At 58.8% G+C, this 19,555-nt stretch carries 19 protein-coding genes; 15 read left to right on the top strand and 4 right to left on the bottom strand.

The genetic code is table 11. The features are described from left to right. Positions 1-4 precede the first annotated feature (4 nt). Positions 5-2,566: a selenium-dependent xanthine dehydrogenase gene (xdh, locus tag B5F17_RS12060; RefSeq protein ID WP_087374185.1), complete on the top strand. Its 2,562-nt coding sequence runs from the start codon at positions 5-7 to the stop codon at positions 2,564-2,566. Between the two features lie 116 nt (positions 2,567-2,682). Here the strand turns inward: xdh and B5F17_RS12055 are convergent, their stop codons facing one another. Beyond that, on the bottom strand, positions 2,683-4,005 hold the full coding sequence (locus B5F17_RS12055; protein WP_087374183.1) for a uracil-xanthine permease family protein: 1,323 nt from the start codon (positions 4,003-4,005) through the stop codon (positions 2,683-2,685). 354 nt (positions 4,006-4,359) lie between these two features. Here B5F17_RS12055 and B5F17_RS12050 point away from each other — a divergent pair, with 354 nt between their 5' ends. The 12 genes from B5F17_RS12050 to B5F17_RS11995 all read left to right on the top strand — a co-directional run bounded on the left by B5F17_RS12050 (position 4,360) and on the right by B5F17_RS11995 (position 16,028). After that, complete coding sequence (locus B5F17_RS12050) at positions 4,360-7,071, top strand: SEL1-like repeat protein (protein ID WP_087374181.1); 2,712 nt, start codon at positions 4,360-4,362, stop codon at positions 7,069-7,071. Positions 7,072-7,234: 163 nt separating this feature from the next. Further along, positions 7,235-8,257 carry a molybdopterin-binding protein gene (locus B5F17_RS12045; protein ID WP_087374179.1) on the top strand — a complete coding sequence of 341 codons (1,023 nt, stop codon included), beginning with the start codon at positions 7,235-7,237 and terminating at the stop codon, positions 8,255-8,257. Positions 8,258-8,278: 21 nt separating this feature from the next. Beyond that, positions 8,279-9,238: a GTP 3',8-cyclase MoaA gene (moaA, locus tag B5F17_RS12040; RefSeq protein WP_087374177.1), complete on the top strand. Its 960-nt coding sequence runs from the start codon at positions 8,279-8,281 to the stop codon at positions 9,236-9,238. Position 9,239: 1 nt separating this feature from the next. After that, positions 9,240-10,151 (top strand): MOSC domain-containing protein, encoded by a 912-nt coding sequence (locus B5F17_RS12035; protein WP_087374175.1) that lies wholly within the window; start codon positions 9,240-9,242, stop codon positions 10,149-10,151. Between the two features lie 18 nt (positions 10,152-10,169). Further along, positions 10,170-10,517 carry a winged helix-turn-helix domain-containing protein gene (locus tag B5F17_RS12030; RefSeq protein ID WP_087374173.1) on the top strand — a complete coding sequence of 116 codons (348 nt, stop codon included), beginning with the start codon at positions 10,170-10,172 and terminating at the stop codon, positions 10,515-10,517. A 4-nt stretch (positions 10,518-10,521) separates the two neighbouring features. Beyond that, positions 10,522-11,544 (top strand): selenide, water dikinase SelD, encoded by a 1,023-nt coding sequence (selD, locus tag B5F17_RS12025; protein WP_087374171.1) that lies wholly within the window; start codon positions 10,522-10,524, stop codon positions 11,542-11,544. Between the two features lie 45 nt (positions 11,545-11,589). Next, on the top strand, positions 11,590-12,237 hold the full coding sequence (gene yedF / locus B5F17_RS12020) for a sulfurtransferase-like selenium metabolism protein YedF (protein ID WP_087374169.1): 648 nt from the start codon (positions 11,590-11,592) through the stop codon (positions 12,235-12,237). After that, positions 12,234-13,076 (top strand): selenium-dependent molybdenum cofactor biosynthesis protein YqeB, encoded by an 843-nt coding sequence (gene yqeB / locus B5F17_RS12015; RefSeq protein WP_087374167.1) that lies wholly within the window; start codon positions 12,234-12,236, stop codon positions 13,074-13,076. The genes yedF and yqeB overlap by 4 nt, the downstream gene beginning before the upstream one ends. After that, positions 13,063-14,199, top strand: coding sequence for an aminotransferase class V-fold PLP-dependent enzyme (locus B5F17_RS12010; RefSeq protein WP_087374166.1), 1,137 nt, complete (start codon positions 13,063-13,065; stop codon positions 14,197-14,199). Before yqeB ends, B5F17_RS12010 begins: the two co-directional genes overlap by 14 nt. 12 nt (positions 14,200-14,211) lie before the next feature. Beyond that, a complete protein-coding gene (locus tag B5F17_RS12005; RefSeq protein WP_087374164.1) occupies positions 14,212-14,451 on the top strand; it encodes a putative Se/S carrier protein in 240 nt (79 codons plus the stop codon). Positions 14,452-14,463: 12 nt separating this feature from the next. After that, positions 14,464-15,465: an XdhC family protein gene (locus B5F17_RS12000; RefSeq protein WP_087374162.1), complete on the top strand. Its 1,002-nt coding sequence runs from the start codon at positions 14,464-14,466 to the stop codon at positions 15,463-15,465. After that, entirely contained in the window at positions 15,462-16,028 is a 567-nt protein-coding gene (locus B5F17_RS11995; protein WP_087374160.1) for a nucleotidyltransferase family protein, read from the top strand. Before B5F17_RS12000 ends, B5F17_RS11995 begins: the two co-directional genes overlap by 4 nt. A gap of 215 nt (positions 16,029-16,243) precedes the next feature. Here the strand turns inward: B5F17_RS11995 and yqeC are convergent, their stop codons facing one another. After that, the gene (gene yqeC, locus B5F17_RS11990) at positions 16,244-16,954 is read right to left on the bottom strand and encodes a selenium cofactor biosynthesis protein YqeC (protein WP_162608175.1); all 711 of its coding nucleotides are present in this window, start codon (positions 16,952-16,954) and stop codon (positions 16,244-16,246) included. Positions 16,955-17,126: 172 nt separating this feature from the next. On the opposite strand from yqeC, the gene B5F17_RS11985 reads away from it, so the two are divergent. Both B5F17_RS11985 and B5F17_RS11980 read left to right on the top strand, forming a co-directional pair. After that, positions 17,127-17,834, top strand: coding sequence for a hypothetical protein (locus tag B5F17_RS11985; protein ID WP_162608174.1), 708 nt, complete (start codon positions 17,127-17,129; stop codon positions 17,832-17,834). 28 nt (positions 17,835-17,862) lie between these two features. Further along, complete coding sequence (locus tag B5F17_RS11980; protein ID WP_087374154.1) at positions 17,863-18,810, top strand: DMT family transporter; 948 nt, start codon at positions 17,863-17,865, stop codon at positions 18,808-18,810. A 38-nt stretch (positions 18,811-18,848) separates the two neighbouring features. Here B5F17_RS11980 and B5F17_RS11975 read toward each other — a convergent pair whose 3' ends face one another. Further along, entirely contained in the window at positions 18,849-19,187 is a 339-nt protein-coding gene (locus B5F17_RS11975) for a hypothetical protein (RefSeq protein ID WP_016147712.1), read from the bottom strand. Positions 19,188-19,327: 140 nt separating this feature from the next. Further along, complete coding sequence (locus B5F17_RS11970; RefSeq protein WP_242968762.1) at positions 19,328-19,531, bottom strand: zinc ribbon domain-containing protein; 204 nt, start codon at positions 19,529-19,531, stop codon at positions 19,328-19,330. Positions 19,532-19,555: the final 24 nt, after the last annotated feature.

Raw genomic sequence — 19,555 nt, 5'->3', positions numbered from 1 at the left:
AATCATGTATACGCTGACAATCAACGGCAAGATTTATCAGTCCGAACAGGACAAGCGCCTGATGGATGTGCTGAGAAACGAACTCGGACTTAAGTCGGTCAAGGACGGCTGCTCGGAGGGTGCCTGCGGTACCTGCACCGTGCTCATCGACGGCAAGCCCACCAAGTGCTGTGTACAGAAGCTGTCCCGCGTGGACGGTAAGACCGTGCAGACGGTCGAGGGTCTGACCGACGAGGAAAAGGAACTGTATGTCTACGCGTTCGGCCAGGCCGGCGCGGTACAGTGCGGCTTCTGTATCCCGGGTATGGTCATCTGTGCCAAGGCGCTGCTTGACCAGAATTTGAATCCCACCCGCGACGAGATCGCCTTCGCGCTGCGCAACAACTATTGCCGCTGCACGGGCTACAAGAAGATCATCGACGCGGTAGAACTCGCAGCTGAAATCAAGCGGGGTGGCGGTAAGATTCCCGAAGTTCCGCCCATCACCGGTATCGGTGGACAGCATATCCATCGCATCGACGTGCGCGAGAAGGTACTGGGCACCGGCCTGTACACCGACGACATGGAAATTCCGGGCATGCTGTACGCTTCGGCTGTCCGTGCTGAGTATCCGCGTGCCATCGTGCGCGGCATTGACACGAGCGAAGCCGAAAAGGTACCCGGCATCGTGCGCATCGCGACCGCTGCTGACATCCCGGGCGAAAATAAGATCGGTCACATCAAGCACGACTGGGATACCCTGATTCCGATTCTGGGCTACACCCATTATCTGGGCGACGCCATCGCACTGGTTTGCGGCGAGACGCTGGAAGCAGTCGAGCAGGCCAAGAAGCTGGTCAAGGTTGACTATGAGGTCAAGGAACCGGTCTTTGACCCGCATGAGGCCATGAAGGAGGACGCACCGCTTGTGCATCGCGGCGGCAATGTGCTGGCACATGAGAAGCTCAAGAGAGGTGACCCGGACACGGCGATTGCAAATGCAAAGTACGTCGTGACCCGTCATTACGAGACCCCGTTTACCGAGCATGCGTTTATGGAGCCTGAGTGCGCGATTGCGGACTTTGACCGCAACGAGAACAAGGTGACCATCTGGTCGTCCGACCAAGGTGTGTACACCACGCAGCATGAATGTGCACTGATGCTCGGACTGCCCGCAGAGCATGTACACGTCGTCAACGCATTGGTCGGCGGCGGCTTCGGCGGCAAGGAAGATATGTCGGTACAGCATCACGCAGCGCTCATGGCTTACCTGACCGGCCGTCCGGTTAAGGTCAAGCTGACTCGCGCAGAGTCGCTGCTCATCCATCCCAAGCGTCATCCGATGTCCATTGAGTGCACGACCGCGTGCGATGAGAATGGTATTCTGGTCGGTACCCGCGTCAAGGTTGTCTCGGACACCGGTGCGTACGCATCGCTCGGCGGCCCGGTTCTGCAGCGCGCCTGCACCCATGCGGCTGGCCCGTATAACTACCAGAACATCGACATTGACGGCACGGCTGTCTATACCAATAACCCGCCCGCAGGCGCGTTCCGCGGCTTCGGCGTCACCCAGACCTGCTTTGCCACCGAGTGCAACCTCAATCTGCTGGCAGAGATGGTCGGCATTTCGCCTTGGGAGATTCGCTACCGCAACGCCATCCGTCCGGGACAGGTACTGCCCAACGGACAGATTGCCTTCGAGGGCACCGCACTGGCTGAAACGCTCGAAGCGGTCAAGGATGTCTTTGAGTCCCATCCGCGTGCCGGTATTGCCTGTGCAATGAAGAATGCCGGTGTCGGTGTCGGTCTGGCCGACTGGGGCCGCTGCCGTCTGACCGTAGAGGACGGCAAGATTCACATTCGTTCCGGTGCATCGTGCATCGGTCAGGGTCTGGGCACTGTGCTGACCCAGATTGTCTGCGAGACTACCGGCGAGCCGGCTGAGAACACGGTTTACGTGGCAGCGCAGACCAATACCGCACCCGACTCCGGCGTCACTTCGGGTTCCCGTCAGACGCTGGTTACCGGCGAGGCTTGCCGCCGTGCTTGCCAGCAGCTGGTTGAGGCACGCGGCAATGGTACGCTGGCCGATCTGGAAGGTCAGGAGTTCTATGGCGAGTACCTGGCAAAGACCGACCCGATGGGTGCAGACAAGCCCAACCCGGTTTCCCATGTCGCTTACGGCTATGCAACCCAGGTCGTACTGCTCAACGAGGACGGCACGCTGGAAAAGGTTGTCGCAGCGCATGACGTTGGCCGCGCGATTAACCCCAACGCCTGCGAAGGTCAGATCGAGGGCGGCGTTGTCATGAGTCTGGGCTATGCGCTCACCGAGCGCTTCCCGCTCAAGGACGGCAGACCGACCTTGAAGCTCGGACAACTCGGTCTGTTCCGCGCCAACAAGACCCCGGATGTCGAGGCCATTCTGGTCGAGAAGAACAAGCCTGATCTGGCTTGCGGCGCTGTCGGTATCGGTGAGATTACCTCCATCCCGACCGCTCCCGCTGTACAGGGTGCATATTATAAGCTCGATGGCAAGTTCAGAACTTCGCTGCCGCTCGAGGATACCCCGTATACGCCCAAGTAAAGAAATCGCATAAAGAAAGACCGCTCCCAAGATAGGGAGCGGTCTTTTTGCATTGTTTTTTGGGGATAAAAGAAGTCCCGCTTGTACGAAGCGGGGCTTTGAGAAATCGGTTTTATTTACTTCTTTGCTTCTTCCTTGGGAAGGATCAGGTTGAGCAGGATTGCAACGATGGTCGTAACGACAACCGGAGAGCTGCCGAATACGGTGGTAACCCAAGTCGGGAAACCGCCGAGCGAACCCTGTACCTGGGTGATGCCGACGCCGATGGCGACTGCCAGGCCGACAACAGCGCTCGAGCGCATGGAGAAACCGTCCGAGGTAATCATACGCACGCCGGTCATGGTGATGGTTGCGAAAACCGAGATGGTTGCACCACCGATGACGCACTGCGGAATGGTCGTGAGGATCGAAGAAATTTTGGGTACGAAACCTGCGACTGCCAGAACGATTGCGGCGAAGGCAAAGACTGCGCGGTTGATGACACGGTTTACCGTAACGATACCGACATTCTGGCTGTAGCTTGCAGTGGGCAGACCGCCGAAGATTGCGCCGACGATACTCATAACGCCCTGACCGATGATACCACCGGACAGCTCCTTGTCGGTGGGCATACGGTCCATACCACCCATGGTGGTCGAGCTCAGGTCGCCGATGGTCTGAACTGCGTTGACGATGTAGACAATCGCGAGCGAGACGCATGCGCTGACCTCAAAGGTGATGCCGAAGTGCATGGGAGCGGGCAGGTTGAACCAGCCAGCAGCACCGACTTCAGCGAAGGATACCATGCCCATCGCGTAAGCGACGACGTAGCCGACGATCATACCGAAGAGGATGGCGCCGAGCTTGAGGACACCCTTGCAGAAGTGGCTCAGAACGGTAACAACGAGCAGGGTAAGGATGGCGACGAACCAGTTTTGGGGCGAACCGAAGCCTTCGGTGCCCGCACCGCCTGCCATGTACTTAATTGCGGTGGGATAGAGCGACAGGCCGATGGTAAAGATAACGGTACCGGTGACGAGGGGCGGGAAGAGAACGCGGATCTGCTTGACGAAGATGCCGAACAGGATGGCGACGACGCCGCCGACGATCTCAGCGCCCAGGATGGTGGGCAGGTCGAACTGTCCGCCGATGGCCAGAAGCGTGGGGACATAGGCGAAACTGATACCCATGATGACGGGCAGACGGGAACCGATGCGCCCGAAAATCGGGAACAGCTGGAGCAGGGTAGCGAGTGCGGTGACGAGCAGGGAAACCTGAATGAGCAGGGTGCGATCTGCTCCCTCGATGCCGCAGGTGTTGGCTACCAGGATGGACGGGGTGACGATGCCGACGACAGCCGCGACAACGTGCTGAAGTCCAAGCGGAACGAGCTGATTGGCGGCGGGAATTCCCTCGTACTGGAAGATCGCCGTCGCGTCGTGCGGGGTATGTTTGTTCATAATGGACGCCTCACAATCTTTGGTTTTGACAAAAAAATATTTTTTGCACCGATTTCATTAACATTACTATACAGGAATGCAGGGAAACTTTCAAGTAAAACAAAGCTTGTGACGGCCAAATCGCAAGGCCAAAATTTATGTAAAATGCGAATAGACGAAGGAAACGTTTGAATTCACAGTCAAAAACAAGGGAAACAAATCGCTAAAATGGGAGTAAAATGCAGGAAACCATGAAAGAAAATGCAGGACGGAAAAAAGAGTCTGTGTTTTCTTGTGGAACGGGCAGGCTTGTGGTACAATGAAAGCTAGACAACCAGCGGGTGTGCGCGTCCGCTGTGAGGAGGAACGAAAAGCATGATATGGCCATTTGGTAATTCGGAAGAGAGAAAACAGAAAAAACGTGCAAAACAAGCGCGTGCGTTCTATGAGGACGCACTCGATCAGCTCGAAGCGCAGCAGTACGACAAGGCGCTCGATCTGTTAGAACAGGCCAAGGAGTTTGGTCACAGCGAGGCTGAGGCCAAGATCGCAGAAGTCCGTGCGATGTTTGAGAAGGTGGAAGAGCAGCCGGCAGAGCAGCCCCAGTCCACCCTCAAGATTCCCGAGGAAGAGGCAAACGCACTCTATGAAAAAGGTATCGCAGCACGCGACCGCGGCGATTACAGCACCGCACTGCAGGCGCTGGGCGATGCTGCAAAGGGCGGCATGCCGGCAGCTATCTTTGAGTTCGGCCAGCTGTTCTTCGCCGGTAAGGGCGTAGAGCGCTCGCTCCAGCGCAGCTTTGACTGCGCCATGGCAGCAGCTAAGCTGGGCTATCCGCGCGCCATGCTGTTTATCGGTACGCTGTACGTCAAGGGCCTGGGCTTTGAGCCCAACGGCGAGAAGGCAGTCGAGTGGCTGGGCAAGGCGGCCGATCTGGGCGACGCTTCGGCACAGTTCAACCTTGCACTGCTGTACAGCAAGGGCGATCTGGTAGACCGCAACTTTGATAAGGCCATCCCGCTGGCCAAGGCTGCTGCGGCACAGGGTCACGAGAAGGCACAGCAGCTGCTGGACAACCTGCAGGAGAGCGAGCGCGACGAGTGGATGCGCCAGGGCGTCGAGTCTTATAAGAAGGGCGACTTCCAGAACGCAGCCTTCCTGTTCCGTCAGTCGGCAGGTGCAGGCTCGGCACCGGCAGCGTTCAATCTGGGCCTGTGCTACGAAAATGGTGAGGGCGTGCGTCAGGATTACACCAAGGCGCTGCGCTGGTACACCAAGGCGGCAGAGCTCGGACATGTCCGCGCGCAGTGCTCGGCAGGTGTTCTGTGCGAGAACGGCGGCGAGGGCGAGTTTGAACCCCGTCCCGAGGAAGCATTCTCCTGGTATCTCAAGTCGGCAGAGCAGGGCAACGCCCGTGCACAGCTTCTGTTGGCATCGGCTTACCGCCGCGGCTTCGGCTGTGAGCAGGACCCGGTCGCAGCCGTACACTGGTACACCCGTGCGGCTGAGCAGGATTACGCACAGGCACAGTATGATCTGGGTCTGTGGTATCTGGAGCGCGCCCGCGACCTGAACCCGGAAATGCAGTCCGAAATGCTTGGCCGTGCGCGTAACTGGCTGGAAAAGGCATCGGCACAGGGCTTTGAGAAGGCAAAGAAGATGCTGCCCGATATCATCCGTCTGCAGGGCGGCGGCGGTGACCGCTTTGTCGAGGCAGTCGAGGCTGCCAAGGCAGGCGACCACCAGAAGGCAATGGAACTGTACGAACAGTGCGCCGAGGAAGGTATCGCAGAGGCAACCGCAGCGCTCGGCCAGTACTATGAAAAGGGCGAGGGCGACGTTGCAGCCGATCCCAAGAAGGCGCTCGAGTACTATGCCAAGGCAGCAGAGCAGGGCAGCCCGCGTGGTATGCTGTTTTTGGGCATGGCCAACGAGACCGGCATGTGCACCGAAAAGAACATGCCCAAGGCCATCGAATATTATCGCCGTGCGGCCGAGGCTGGCAACGCACGTGCCATGATCCTGCTGGGCGTTGCTTACGAAGAGGGTAAGACGCTCGAAAAGGACATGAAGACCGCAATGGAGTGGTACCAGAAGGCATACGATCAGGGCGACGACAGCGGCGCAATGTATCTTGGCATGGCATACCGCGACGCCAAGGACGAAGGTCTGTGCGATCTGGACAAGGCGGACAGCCTGCTGCGTCCGCTGGCCGAGAACGGCAACGCAAACGCAATGCGCGAGATGGCGCTGCTCGAGTGGAAGCGCACCCTTGGTGTGCGTGAGCCGGAAAAGGTGCTCGTACTCATGGAAGATGCGTGCGAGTGGGCGAAGAAGTCCAAGGAAGCGGGCGACAAGCGCGCTGAGGGACTGCTCAAGACCCTCGAGACCCGCCGCGACACCGTACGCGGTGCAACCCCGGCAGGCCTGCTGTATACCGGTCTGCGCCTGATCGAGGGCAAGGACATTCAGCAGGACGAGAAGACCGGCCTGCGTATGCTGGAAGTCGCAGCCAATGCGGGCAGCGGCCCGGCAGCTGGTGTGCTCGGTCTGTGCTATGCCAAGGGCGACCATGTCGAGGCAGACAATGACAAGGCACGTCACTGGTTCGAGCGCGGCGCAGAGCTGAAAAACCCGGAATCCATGATGAATCTGGCATTTATGTATCTGAACGGTGTCGGCATCGAGGCTGACCCCGAGAAGGCAGCACACCTGTACGAGCAGGCTGCTGAGGCAGGCTTTGCACCGGCAGGCTTCCACCTGTCCCAGATGTACCGCGAGGGCAAGGGTGTACCCAAGGACAGCGCAAAGGAGTTTGAGTGGGCACTCAAGGCGGCAGAGGCTGGACACGTCCCGGCACAGTATCACGTCGGTGCACTGTACTGGAACGGTGACGGCGTAGGCCGTAACCTGGTCGAGGCCAAGGCTTGGATGAGCAAGGCGGCAGAAGCCGGATTTGCACAGGCCAAGGACATGATGGCACGTCTGGAAAAGTTCGAGCACGAGCTGATAGAGCGCCAGAAGGCTGCACAGGCTGCGGCGCAGGCGCAGCAGGCTGAAAATGCCGACGGCGAGCAGAAATAACCCTGTTAAAAGTTATGAGGAGAGTTGTCCCGAGTGGGCAGCTCTCCTCTTTTTTGTCTCTGGATGGACCGCGCGTTATCCCACGAGGCAAATAACGGTTGCTTTTCATTTGACCGGATGATAAAATGAAGAAAACGAGCATGAGAGGAGCGCGTATTGCACGATGAAGACCATCCGAACCGAGGACGCGGTCGGCCATGTGCTGTGCCACGATCTGACCCAGATTATTCCGGGAGAATATAAGGACGCACGATTCCGCAAGGGACATATTGTAACCGAGGAGGACATTCCGGTTCTGCTCTCGATGGGCAAGGAAAACCTGTTCGTCTGGGAGAAAACACCGGGCATGCTGCACGAAAATGAGGCTGCCGAGCGACTGGCCGACCTGTGCGGCACCGAGCACTTTGTGCGCAGCGCAGTCAAGGAAGGCAAGATTGAGCTGACCGCCGACTGCGACGGCCTGCTCAAGGTGGATACCGCACGCCTCAAGGCGGTCAATGGCGCTGGAGAGGTCATGATTGCCTCGCGTCACGGCAATACGCCGGTCAAAAAGGGCGACAAAATTTTGGGCACCCGCGTCATTCCGCTGGTGATTGCCGAAGAAAAGCTCAAAAAGGCCGAGCAGGCCGCAGGCGACCAGCCGCTGTTCCGCTTGATGCCCTACCGTCTGCGCCGTGCTGCCATCGCGGTGACCGGCAATGAGGTGGAAAAGGGACTGATCGAGGACAAGTTCTCGCCGGTCGTACAGAACAAGCTGGCAGAGTACGGCATGGAGACCGTCGGCGTGCGCCGTGTGGGCGATGACCCGGCACGTCTGACCCAGGCCATTCTGGACTTCATTAAACAGGGCGCCGAACTGGTCGTATGTACGGGCGGTATGAGCGTCGACCCGGACGACAAGACCCCGCTGGGCATTAAGAACACCGGTGCGGACATCGTGAGCTACGGTGCGCCCGTTCTGCCGGGTGCCATGTTCCTGCTGTCCTACTATGGAGAAAACCGTGTGCCGGTCTGCGGCCTGCCCGGCTGCGTCATGTACGCAAAACGCACCATTTTTGATCTGGTTCTGCCCCGACTGGCAGCCTGTGACCCGGTGACCGCTGACGATCTGGCAGCGCTGGGCGAGGGCGGCCTATGCCTGAACTGCCCGGTGTGCACCTACCCGAACTGCGGTTTTGGCAAGTAACAAGAGAGAGGAGGCGGCGCGATGATCGACCGCTTGGGACGAAACATCACCTATGTCCGCGTGTCGGTGACCGACCGCTGCAATCTGCGGTGCCGGTACTGCATGCCCGAGACGGGCGTACCGTTTTTGCCGCATGAGGAAATTTTACGTTTTGAGGAGATCACCGAGGTCGTGCGTGCGCTGGCAAAGCTCGGACTGCGGCAGGTCAAGCTGACCGGCGGCGAACCGCTGTGCCGTCACGATTTGCCCGCGCTCGCCCGTATGCTGGGCGAGATTCCGGGCATTGAAGAGGTCACCCTGACCACGAACGGCCTGCTGCTGCCGGGTCAGGCGCAGGCACTTGCCGATGCGGGAATCAGTCGGGTCAATCTCAGTCTGGACACGCTGCGCCCCGACCGCTACGCCGAAATCACCCGCTGCGGCAAGCTGGAAGACGCACTTTCCGGCCTGCAAGCTGCACAGAAAGCCGGGATGCGGGTCAAACTAAATGTAGTGCCTGTGCGCGGGTTCAACGATGATGAGATCGTCGATCTGGTGCGGTTTGGCCGGGAACACGACTGTCCGGTGCGCTTTATCGAGCTCATGCCGGTTGGACTGGGCGCCAGCCGTCAGGGCTTGTCCAACGCCGAGGTGCTGGACATCATCCAGAAGGCCATGCCGGGATTCACCCCGTTCCGAGGCGGCAAACTGGGCAACGGCCCTGCCGTGTGCTACGGCTGGCAGGACGGCGGTGTGTTTGGCCTCATCGGTGCGGTGCACGACCGTTTTTGCGCTTCGTGCAACCGTGTCCGCCTGACGGCCGACGGCATGCTGCGTCTGTGTCTGGCACAGCCCGACGGGCTGGATCTCAAGCCTTACCTGCGGGACGGCAGAGAGGACATGCAAGCGGCGATCGAGCGGGCGATTTATGGCAAGCCGACCGGTCACCACTTCAGCGAACAGGATACCGCCGACCGCACGATGAATGGAATTGGAGGATAATATGGGAAAGGTCATTGCCGTCTGTACCAGTCCGGCACGCGGCACACAGAAAGAAAATGTTCATAAGGCGACTCTGCGCGTCGATTACGGCGTGGAGGGTGACGCACATGCAGGCAACTGGCACCGTCAGGTGAGCCTGCTGTCTTACGATAAAGTACAGGCGTTCAACGCACGTGGTGCGGCGGTCAAGGACGGTGCATTCGGTGAAAACCTGCTGGTCGACGGCTTTGATTTTGCCCGTCTGCCGGTCGGCACCCGTCTGGGCTGCGGTGAGGTACTGCTCGAGATCACCCAGATCGGCAAACAGTGCCACCACGGCTGCGAGATTTTCCAGCGCATGGGCGACTGCATCATGCCCCGCGAGGGCGTGTTTGCGCGTGTGCTGCACGGCGGCGAGATCGCCGAGGGCGACGAAATGCATCTGGTGTACAAGGTTGGTATCATCACGGCGAGCGATAAAGGCTCGATGGGCGAGCGCGAGGACCTGAGCGGCCCTGCCATCGCCGAGCGCTTGCCGGACGATTATCAGGTGGTGTGCACCGAGATTGTTCCGGATGACCGCGCACAGCTGGCCGAAGCGATGCGCCGCATGTGCGACGAACAGGGCTGCAATCTGGTGCTCACGACCGGCGGCACGGGTTTTGCACCGCGTGACGTGACCCCGGAGGCAACGCAGGACGTAATCGACCGGGCAGTCCCGGGCATTGCCGAGGCCATCCGCGCATACAGTATGCAGTTTACGAGTCGTGCTATGCTCAGCCGGGGAACCAGCGGCATCCGGGGACGGACGCTGATTGTCAACCTGCCCGGAAGTCCCAAGGCGGTGCGTGAGAGCATGGACGCGTTTATCGATGTGATTGGGCACGGTCTGCGGCTGCTGCTCAATACCGACGGCGAGTGCGCCCGCACCTGATCGGAAAGGAGACCCAACATGGCACATCAGATTACAGCCGACGCGACGCTGCGTATTCTGTCGGACGGCGTGAAGGCCTTCGGCCCGGGCATCGCCCAGCTTTTGGAGGGCATCGAGAAGTACGGCTCGCTGCGCCGCAGCGCGGCAGAGATGGGCATGAGCTATAACAAGGCGTGGAATATTGTGAAGGGCAGCGAGGCCTGCCTGGGATGCACGCTCATCGAGCGCCGGATCGGCGGTGCACGCGGCGGCGGTGCGGTGCTGACCCAAGAGGGACGCGACCTGCTGACACGCTACCGCGCGTTTGAAAAGGCAGGCAAGCAAGCGCTGCTAGACCTTGCGGCACAATATTTTGAAGGGGTGTGAGTCTGTGGAGCAGATTCAATTTTGCAGAGGCGGCGGCTGTACGGCAAAGCTCGGGCCTGCGGCACTGGCGAGAGTGCTGGAAAAATTGCCGCGGCCGACCGATCCCAATTTGCTGATCGGTACCGAGTCGAGCGACGACGCGGCGGTCTATCGCCTGACCGACGACCTCGCCATCGTGCAGACGCTGGACTTTTTCCCGCCGATGGTGGAAGACCCGTATATTTTCGGTCAGGTTGCCGCGGCCAACGCACTCAGTGACGTGTACGCCATGGGCGGTACCGTGCGCACCGCGCTCAATATCGTATGTTTCCCCGAGCAGATGGATCTCAATATTTTGGGACGCATCTTGCAGGGTGGCAGTGAGAAGGTCATCGAGGCGGGCGGCTCGCTCGCAGGCGGTCACTCGATTGCCGACAGTGAGGTCAAGTACGGTCTGTCGGTGACCGGTACCATCCACCCTGACCGCATCCGCGCCAACAATACCGGACACGTCGGGGACGCACTCGTCCTGACCAAGCCGCTCGGTGTGGGTCTGACCTGCACGGCGGCGCGCATGGGTGCGGCTTCGGACGAAGCGCTTGCGCTGGCGGTCAAGTCCATGACCACGCTCAATAAGTACGCGTCCGAGATTGCCGACCGTTACCCGGTGCACGCCTGCACCGATGTGACCGGCTTCGGCCTGCTCGGTCATCTGCACGAGATGACCCGTCCTGACCTGACCGCACGTCTGCACATGGCAGGCATTCCGGTCATTCCCGAGGCGCGAGAATACGCCGACGGCTTCTACCTGACCGCTGCTGCCCAGCGCAACCGCAACTTTGCCGAGGGCATAGTCAAGCTGCGCGGCCTGTCCTTCGCAGACGAGGAGATCTTGTTCGATCCCCAGACCTCGGGTGGTCTGCTGTTCGCGCTAGATGCCGACAAGGCAGACGATTTCGTCGCAGAAATCGCTTCCATCGGCCTGCCCTGCGGCAAAATCGGTCAGTTTATCCCGCGTATGGACGCGGAAATCATCGTAGAAGGGTAAAACCCGCATGTGATTCGATATCAAATAAAAAAGGAGTTCATCAGTATGGCAACGATTGTAGACGCACGCGGCAAGGCTTGTCCGCAGCCGGTTATTGACACCAAAAATGCGATCAAGGAACAGGGTACGCCGGTCATCACCATGGTCGATAACGATATCGCCCGTCAGAACGTCGAGAAAATGGCACGTCAGATGGGCCTCAATGCCGAGTCGAGCGAGATCGACGGCGGCTGGCGCATTCTCATTCAGCCGGTCAGCACCGATGTGCTGTCGGCAGTTATGAACGATGCCGGTGAGGCGCTGGCTGGCATGCTGCCCGACCTTGACCCGGTTCCGTGTTGTACGCCTGCTCCTGCAGGCCCGACCGTCGTTGTCCTGTCCTCGTCCTGCATGGGTACCGGAGACGATACGCTGGGCGCTGCACTGATGAAGGGCTTTGTCTACGCGCTGACTCAGCTGGATGAGGCTCCTGCAACCGTCCTGCTCTACAACGGCGGTGCAAAGCTGTCGTGCGAGGGTGCAGACACTGTGGAAGACCTCAAGGTGCTGGCACAGAACGGCACCGAGATTCTGACCTGCGGCACCTGCCTCAACCATTACGGTCTGGCAGACAAGCTGGCGGTCGGCTCGGTGACTAATATGTACGTGATCGCGGAAACCATGGCAAACGCAGGGAAGGTGATTCGTCCGTGACAAATTGTGTCATTGTACGCGGTGCGGGTGACCTCGCGACCGGCACCATTGTGCGACTGGTGAACAGCGGCTTTCGTGTGCTGCTCACCGAGTGCGCGCAGCCGTCGGCCATTCGTCGCCGGGCCGCCCTGTCCGAAGCGGTTTATGATGGCGTGACCACGGTTGAAGGCGTGACCTGCCGCAAGATCGATTCGCTTGACCAGATGGAACATGTCTGGCAGAACGGGGAAGTACCGCTCATCGTGGACGAGACCGGCGAGAGCATCCGCAAATTAAATCCGACCGTCGTGGTCGATGCCATTCTGGCAAAGCGCAATCTGGGCACGACGCGGGACATGGCCTGCATCACGGTCGCGCTCGGCCCTGGCTTTACGGCGGGTGAGGATGTGGACTCGGTCATCGAGACCATGCGCGGTCACAGCCTGGGACGCATTCTGTACACGGGTGCTGCTATCCCGAATACCGGTGTCCCCGGACTCATCGGCGGCTACGCCAAGGAGCGCGTCATTCACGCACCGGCAGACGGTGCGCTCACGCTGGTGACCGATGCACAGGGTCAGACCGTGGACATCGGCAGCGTGGTGCACAAGGACGATGTCATCGCCATGGTCGGCGAGACGCCGGTCTATGCGACGCTGGACGGCGTGCTGCGCGGCCTGATTCGACCGGGTTACGCGGTCACTAAGGGACTCAAAATTGCGGATATCGACCCGCGCATGGAACAGAAAGACAACTGCGACACGATTTCGGACAAGGCGCGCAACATTGCGGGCGGTGTGCTCGAAGCCATCTTGCACCTGTCCATGCAGAAGGGAGTTCGCTGCCTTGATCTATTTTGATTCTGCCGCAACCTCGTTTTTAAAGCCGCCCGCGGTCAAGCAGGCGGTCAATGAAGCCTTTGATACACTGGGTTCACCCGGACGCGGCGGTCATCCGTTGTCGCTTGCGGCCGGACGGTCGGTGTTCCACTGCCGCACCCAGCTGGCCGAGCTGTTCGGTCTGGATGACCCCGCACGGGTGTGCTTTGCCTATAATGCGACCGATGCGCTGAGCACGGCCATCTTTGGTCTGTTTGCACCGGGTGACCACGTCATCACGACCGCGCTTGAGCACAATTCGGTGCTCCGTCCCCTCTTCTTGCTGCAAGATCAGGGACTGGAATTGACTATTTTACCCGCAGACGAGCAGGGACGCATCTGCTACGACGATTTTGCGTCCGCGCTGCGCGAGAATACTCGCGCTGTGGTGTGTACCCATGCCTCTAACGTCACGGGCAACGGATTGGACCTCGCACGCATCGGTGCATTTTGTCAGCAGAACGGTCTACTGTTTGTCGTGGACGCGTCGCAGTCAGCCGGTGTGCTGCCCATCAACATGAAAGAGCAGAACATTTCGGTTCTGTGTTTTACCGGTCACAAGGGACTGTTCGGCCCACAGGGTACGGGCGGACTGTGCGTGGCCGAGGGCGTGGAGATCCGTCCGCTCAAGGTCGGCGGCAGCGGCATCCACAGCTTTGACCGCCATCATCCGGCCGATTATCCCGAGCGGCTGGAAGCCGGTACGATGAACGCAACCGGCATTGCAGGTCTGTCTGCCGGTCTGGATTTTATTGCGCAGACCGGTCTGGATGCCATCCGGGAACGGGAAGAAGCCCTTGCAAGACGCTTTTATCTGGGCATTCGCGACTTGCCCGGCGTGATTGTCTACGGCGATATGGATGTACCGCTGCGCACGGCGGTCGTCGCGATGAACCTCGCAGGCGAGGACGCAGGCGCAGTGGCCGACGCGCTGGCCGAGGATTACGGTATCTGCACCCGAGCGGGTGCGCACTGTGCGCCGCTCATGCATCATGCGCTGGGCACGATAGAACAGGGAATCGTGCGCTTTTCGTTCTCGTACTTTAACACCGAGGACGAGATCGATGCCGCCATCGGCGCCATTCGTGCGCTGATTGGTGCGTGAAGGAGGCCAAGCATGCTCAGAAAAAAATCACCGCGTGTGGTGGTGACCTTCCACACAACGACGGCGGCCATGAAAACCGAGCAAGCAGCCCGTGCGCACGATGTGCCCGGGCGTTTGATTCCAGTGCCGCGCGAGATCACAGCCGGGTGTGGGCTTGCGTGGAGTGCCCCGACCGAAGCAGAGGACGCGCTGCGCACACTGCTGTCGGATATTGGCGTCACCGCACAGGATTTTCACCATCTAACCATCTGAGAGGGATGTTTTATGCAGGAAAATAGCTATCAGCAGCTGGCACAGGCCATTTTGGATGACCATACGGTGTGCCGCATGACCGTTCTGGACGGCGACGACATGGGAAAGAGCCGGAATGTGGTAGACGGGGTGCCGCTTGTAGATGCCGCAGAGGACATTTCCGCGTGCAAGCCGCCGTTTGTCTGTACCGACCGCAAAAGCGGTGCGCGCGTGCTGTGCGAAACGCTGTGCCAGCAGAAAACGCTGCTCGTGTGCGGCGGCGGTCATGTGTCTATGCCCGTGGTCAAGCTGGGCAAGATGCTGGGCTATCGGGTATTGGTGGCCGACGATCGCCCGGAGTTTGCCGAGCCGTCTCGTTTTCCTGAGGCGGACGAAGTGGTCTGCCGGGATTTTACCGACCTGCTCGTCCATCTGGATTGGGAGAGCCTGCCTGACCTGTCGGTTGTCATCGTCACGCGCGGCCATGCTGCCGATACGGTATGTCTGCGTGAGGTGCTGAGGCACACCTGCACCTATGTCGGCATGATTGGCAGCAAGCGCAAAAATAAAGCGGTCTTTGACCTGCTCAGAAGCGAGGGCGTGACCGAGGAACAGCTTTCTCAGGTGCACGCACCCATCGGCCTGTCGATTGGCGCTGAGACACCGGAGGAAATCGCGGTCGCCATCGCGGGTGAACTCATCCAGACCCGGCGCGGCAGCGCCAATGCCGGCCTGTCCGAGGCTATGCTGATCGCATTGGCAGAGGGTCAGACCGGTATCATGGCAACCGTCGTGCGCAAGCAGGGTTCGGCACCGCGTGGCATGGGTGCGCGTATGTTTTTCATGGACAATGGGCATAAACTGGGCACGGTAGGCGGCGGACTCGCGGAATATGAGGTCTGCCAGAAGGCAGAAACGCTCAAACAGGAGCGCAAGCCATGCCTGCTGACTTTCAATATGTCAAACGGCGAAGCTGGAAAGTCGGGTATGATCTGCGGCGGTATGATTGACGTACTGTTCGAGGTGATCGGATGATCGCCGCAGTCGTGCTGGCTGCCGGATTGTCCCGGCGAATGGGACAGGATAAACTCCTGCTCCCGCTGAATGATCGGCCGGTTTTCACTTATCCGGTCAATCTCATTGCAGATTTGCCCTTCGATCAGTGCGTTTTGGTCACCAATACTTCGGAAATCAAAGACTACGCCCAAGAACACGGCTTCGAGGTTGTCCCGTCACCCGATGCCGCGCTCGGTATGGGGCATTCGGTCGCAGCCGGTGCACAGGCTGTGGATGAACGGATGAACGCAGCGATCTTTTTGAACGCCGACCAGCCGTTTTTGACCGCGGAGCTTGTCCACACCCTGTGCAAAACATGTCTGGATACGGACAAAATTACCGTTCCAAGAATTGATGGCCGACCGTCCAGTCCGTGCGCCTTTCCCAAACGCTTTTTGCCAGAACTGATGACGCTGACCGGTGATCAGGGCGGAAAACGGGTGTATCGACAGTACGCCGAGCAAACAGTTTTCGTGGATTGGACGGAAGAAAGAACCCTCGTCGATCTCGATGACCCGGAAACCTATCAAAGGTATCGTTAAACCACCGCACCCCTGATTGAAGCTTTCGCTCAAGCCTTTCTCGAAAGGCTTGCGGGTTCTCAGGGCAGAGCCCTGAGTCGCTGTCCGCAGACAGCGAAATCCCCTTTTGAAACCCGGTGTACGACCCGGGTTTCAACCTGAAAAGAAACAAAAAGCCACTCCGCAGAGTGCGCAATTTCTGGAAAGACCAACGATTCGGTTGGTCTTTTTTGTTTTTATAGGATACTTTCCAGCGACAGGATTTTTGCCAAATCTCCATCCTCCTGCAAACTGCATGTTTTGCATGTTACCCCTTCGGCTTCCAATTCCCGCGCCATAGCCGCAATCTCATCCATCTTTTCCGTTGCTGTGTCTACCTGATTGAGCAGCACGGTCAAATGCGCACGCGGCAGCCCACATGCTTTCACCGCATCGCGTACACAGTCTGCAATGATTGCACCATCTACCAAACGTCCCGGATTCTGCGCCCAATCTTCCCGTAACTGATACCGGTGTATGACCTCGCAGGTCGGCTTGCCCCACGCCGACAAACCTGCTACGACAAAACAGTGTGCCGTTCCCGGCAGAATTACCGGCTCGGTGTTCGAATGCAGCTTGAGCGGCAGACACTTGGCACCGTCGGCCTCGTAGAAAATCCAGTCCGCACTTTGACTTGCAGCTTGCAAAATCTCTTCTGACAACCCCGTCAGTTTGCTGTTTTTTGATGGAACGCCGGCGCAGACGACACCCGGCTGCGCAAGCGCCTGCGTGATTTCCTCAGCGGTCGGCGCGATGCATAACCGATCACACACCAGCGGGGAAAAGGGGAAAATATGGGTGGTTGTGGTCAGCAGAACCCGTTCTGTACGGTGCAGACCGGCCAGTTTGGATAGGGTGGTGGTCTTGCCGCCCGCGCCGATGACGGCGATACGCTTTGCGGAATGCATAGGGATGGCCTCCTTTGAATGGTTGACAAATATAGGACAAACTTCGTATACTGGAACTATGCGAAGGGAGGGGATGCAGATGCCCAGCGCTTCCAAAACCGGAAAAACAACCCGATCAAAGACCGGAACGACTGCGAAAAAGCGGGTATCTAAAGCCCAAAAGAAGCAAATCATGCAGCGCAGACGCATGATACTGGCCGGTGCGGCGGCAGCACTGGTCTTGCTGTGGTTTGCGCGCATGGCGTGGTACCCCATCACAGGCGGTCAGCTGCGCGACTTTGGATGGCAGGGGGATACCTCGTTCGGGGAGGTCTGGCAGCTCAATCATCTGCTGCGCAAGTACAAGATCACATCCCGCCCAAGCCTCACGATGTTCTTTGCGACGGCGGCGAGCGAGAGCGGTAAGGGGCGTCTGACGCTGGAAGAGGGCGGTGAGGACTATTACGCTGCCCATGGATACAGTACAAACGATCGCGGCGCAGGCTATTTGCAGCTCACCCACCGCAGCGAGCAGCTGGCCTTCTTGCAGGCGATGGGGGACGATTTTGACGATGCGGATACCGCATCTTACATCGCTGAACATTATCCGTGGGAATCGGCCTGCTGGGAGTGGAGCGTGGGCAAGACGGCACCCGACCCCAACCCTAATACATACGCCAAGAAGCGTGGCAATACAGTCGAAGTCTTTCTGGCGACGCAGTACGCGATCAACGGCTGGACGATCTCAGACGATGCACTGGGTAAAATCGTCCAGGGTGCAGAGTACACGGTCAGCGCGGACGGAACATCCATCACAGTCGGGGACGAGACCGCACCCGCACCAAAAAACTGGCCCGATCGCCTGGCCTGTTACCAGCAAGCGCTGGAGATCTGGGGTTAAGAATCACAAATAAGGGAGACAAACATTCATGCAATCAAAATCCAAACAGACGGCATTTCTGACGCAGCCGGTCGTGGTCGGACTGCTTGCCATGCTGTGCTGTATGCTGTGGGGAAGCGCGTTCCCGTGCGTTAAGATCGGCTATCGCCTCTTTGGCATCGCGGGAGACCACACGCCCAGCCTGCTGCTGTTCGCCGGACTGCGCTTTACGCTGGCCGGACTGCTCGCACTGTGCATCGGCAGCATCGGTGCACGCCGCTGGCTGATTCCCAAGCCGACATCTTGGCCGATGATCTTAAAACTCGGTCTCGTGCAGACGGTCACGCAGTACATCTTTTTTTATATCGGTGTCGCGCACGCATCAGGCGTCAAGTCGTCGATCATTGTCTCGGCGAACGTCTTTTTCTCTATCCTGATTTCGGCCATCGTCCTGCGTCAGGAGCGCATGACCGCCGCCAAGCTGCTCGGCTGTGTTGCGGGCTTTGCCGGTGTCGTGCTCATCAATACACGCGGCGGAGCACTGGACTTTTCCATGCAGTGGAACGGTGAGGGCTTCGTCCTGATCTCCTCGCTGGCCTACGCGATCTCGTCGGTCATGGTCAAGCAGTACGCAAAACGGGAATCTCCAGTCACGCTGAGCGGCTATCAGTTCGTGTGGGGCGGTCTGGTGCTGATTGCCGTCGGTCTCATCGGCGGTGGACGCATCTATCCGACCTCACCCGCAGCTTTTCTGCTGCTCGGCTATCTCGGCATGCTGTCTGCGGTGGCATACTCGTTGTGGGCGGTGCTGCTCCAGCACAACCCGGTCAGCCGGGTATCGATCTATGGCTTTATGAACCCGGTCTGCGGCGTGTTCCTGTCCGCCTTGCTGCTCGGTGAGCAGGGTGTGTTCGGCCCTGCAGCCGGAATCGCACTCGTTCTGGTCTGCGTCGGCATCTTCCTGGTCAATCGCAGCGTTTCACAAACCGAATTCTAACAGAAAGACCGCCTTTTAGAGCAAAGGCGGTCTTGTTTTTATGTTTCAGGGAGCATCCAGCCGTCGTCCTCATCCCAGTCGAGCGCAGTGTCGCCCTGCGAGACGGTCCAATCTGCATCCTCCAGAATGCGGCGGATATCGGTCAGACAGCACATCCAGTAGTCGCGTGACTCGGCATCCTCTGCGGGCAGGCAGACCGTGCCGGAGAAGATGACTTCGGAAGCGTTGGGGTCGCTGGGGTTCACCGTGAATGCGTCAGCCGCTTCGCGGTACTCGAAATCGGACTGGTACCGTGCGATCACAATATCGATGGCCGCGGCCTCGTCTGCGGACAGGGGCTCATCGCGCAGGGCACGGTAGGACAGTACTATGGACATGGGTTTTGGTGACTCCTTTCATAGATCAAAGAAAAAATAGGGCCGACGTGCCAAAATCAGCGGCGCGACGGGAGCGGAACGATATCCGCATATCAACTCATATTATACAGAGCCTGTGGGAAAATGTCAAAGAGGAAAAATCAGTTTTCAGACAAAAAATCCAGAATATTTTTGCCGCTCTCGGTCTTTTTCAGATAAAATTCGGTGTAACCGCAGTTTGCACAGCTGATGGTGATAAACTCCCCGTTTGGAATGTCAAAAAGTGCAGCCATCGTCCCTTTTGCACCGTAAAACGTGTGGTGTGTGAACTTTTTGCAGCCGCACTTGCAGCAGGTATATGTCATCTTTTGCACAAAATCGCTTCCTTT

Source organism: Butyricicoccus pullicaecorum, from assembly GCF_002160355.1.
GTDB lineage: Bacteria > Bacillota > Clostridia > Oscillospirales > Butyricicoccaceae > Butyricicoccus > Butyricicoccus pullicaecorum.
Note: the sequence above shows the minus strand (reverse complement) of the source record. Positions and strands in the feature narration are given on the sequence as shown.

Coding starts and splice junctions, on each gene's coding strand:
- xdh (WP_087374185.1), top strand. CDS start 5: ATGTATACGCTGACAATCAACGGCAAGATTTATCAGTCCGAACAGGAC.
- B5F17_RS12055 (WP_087374183.1), bottom strand. CDS start 4,005: ATGAACAAACATACCCCGCACGACGCGACGGCGATCTTCCAGTACGAG.
- B5F17_RS12050 (WP_087374181.1), top strand. CDS start 4,360: ATGATATGGCCATTTGGTAATTCGGAAGAGAGAAAACAGAAAAAACGT.
- B5F17_RS12045 (WP_087374179.1), top strand. CDS start 7,235: ATGAAGACCATCCGAACCGAGGACGCGGTCGGCCATGTGCTGTGCCAC.
- moaA (WP_087374177.1), top strand. CDS start 8,279: ATGATCGACCGCTTGGGACGAAACATCACCTATGTCCGCGTGTCGGTG.
- B5F17_RS12035 (WP_087374175.1), top strand. CDS start 9,240: ATGGGAAAGGTCATTGCCGTCTGTACCAGTCCGGCACGCGGCACACAG.
- B5F17_RS12030 (WP_087374173.1), top strand. CDS start 10,170: ATGGCACATCAGATTACAGCCGACGCGACGCTGCGTATTCTGTCGGAC.
- yedF (WP_087374169.1), top strand. CDS start 11,590: ATGGCAACGATTGTAGACGCACGCGGCAAGGCTTGTCCGCAGCCGGTT.
- B5F17_RS12005 (WP_087374164.1), top strand. CDS start 14,212: ATGCTCAGAAAAAAATCACCGCGTGTGGTGGTGACCTTCCACACAACG.
- B5F17_RS12000 (WP_087374162.1), top strand. CDS start 14,464: ATGCAGGAAAATAGCTATCAGCAGCTGGCACAGGCCATTTTGGATGAC.
- B5F17_RS11995 (WP_087374160.1), top strand. CDS start 15,462: ATGATCGCCGCAGTCGTGCTGGCTGCCGGATTGTCCCGGCGAATGGGA.
- yqeC (WP_162608175.1), bottom strand. CDS start 16,954: ATGCATTCCGCAAAGCGTATCGCCGTCATCGGCGCGGGCGGCAAGACC.
- B5F17_RS11985 (WP_162608174.1), top strand. CDS start 17,127: ATGCAGCGCAGACGCATGATACTGGCCGGTGCGGCGGCAGCACTGGTC.
- B5F17_RS11980 (WP_087374154.1), top strand. CDS start 17,863: ATGCAATCAAAATCCAAACAGACGGCATTTCTGACGCAGCCGGTCGTG.
- B5F17_RS11975 (WP_016147712.1), bottom strand. CDS start 19,187: ATGTCCATAGTACTGTCCTACCGTGCCCTGCGCGATGAGCCCCTGTCC.
- B5F17_RS11970 (WP_242968762.1), bottom strand. CDS start 19,531: ATGACATATACCTGCTGCAAGTGCGGCTGCAAAAAGTTCACACACCAC.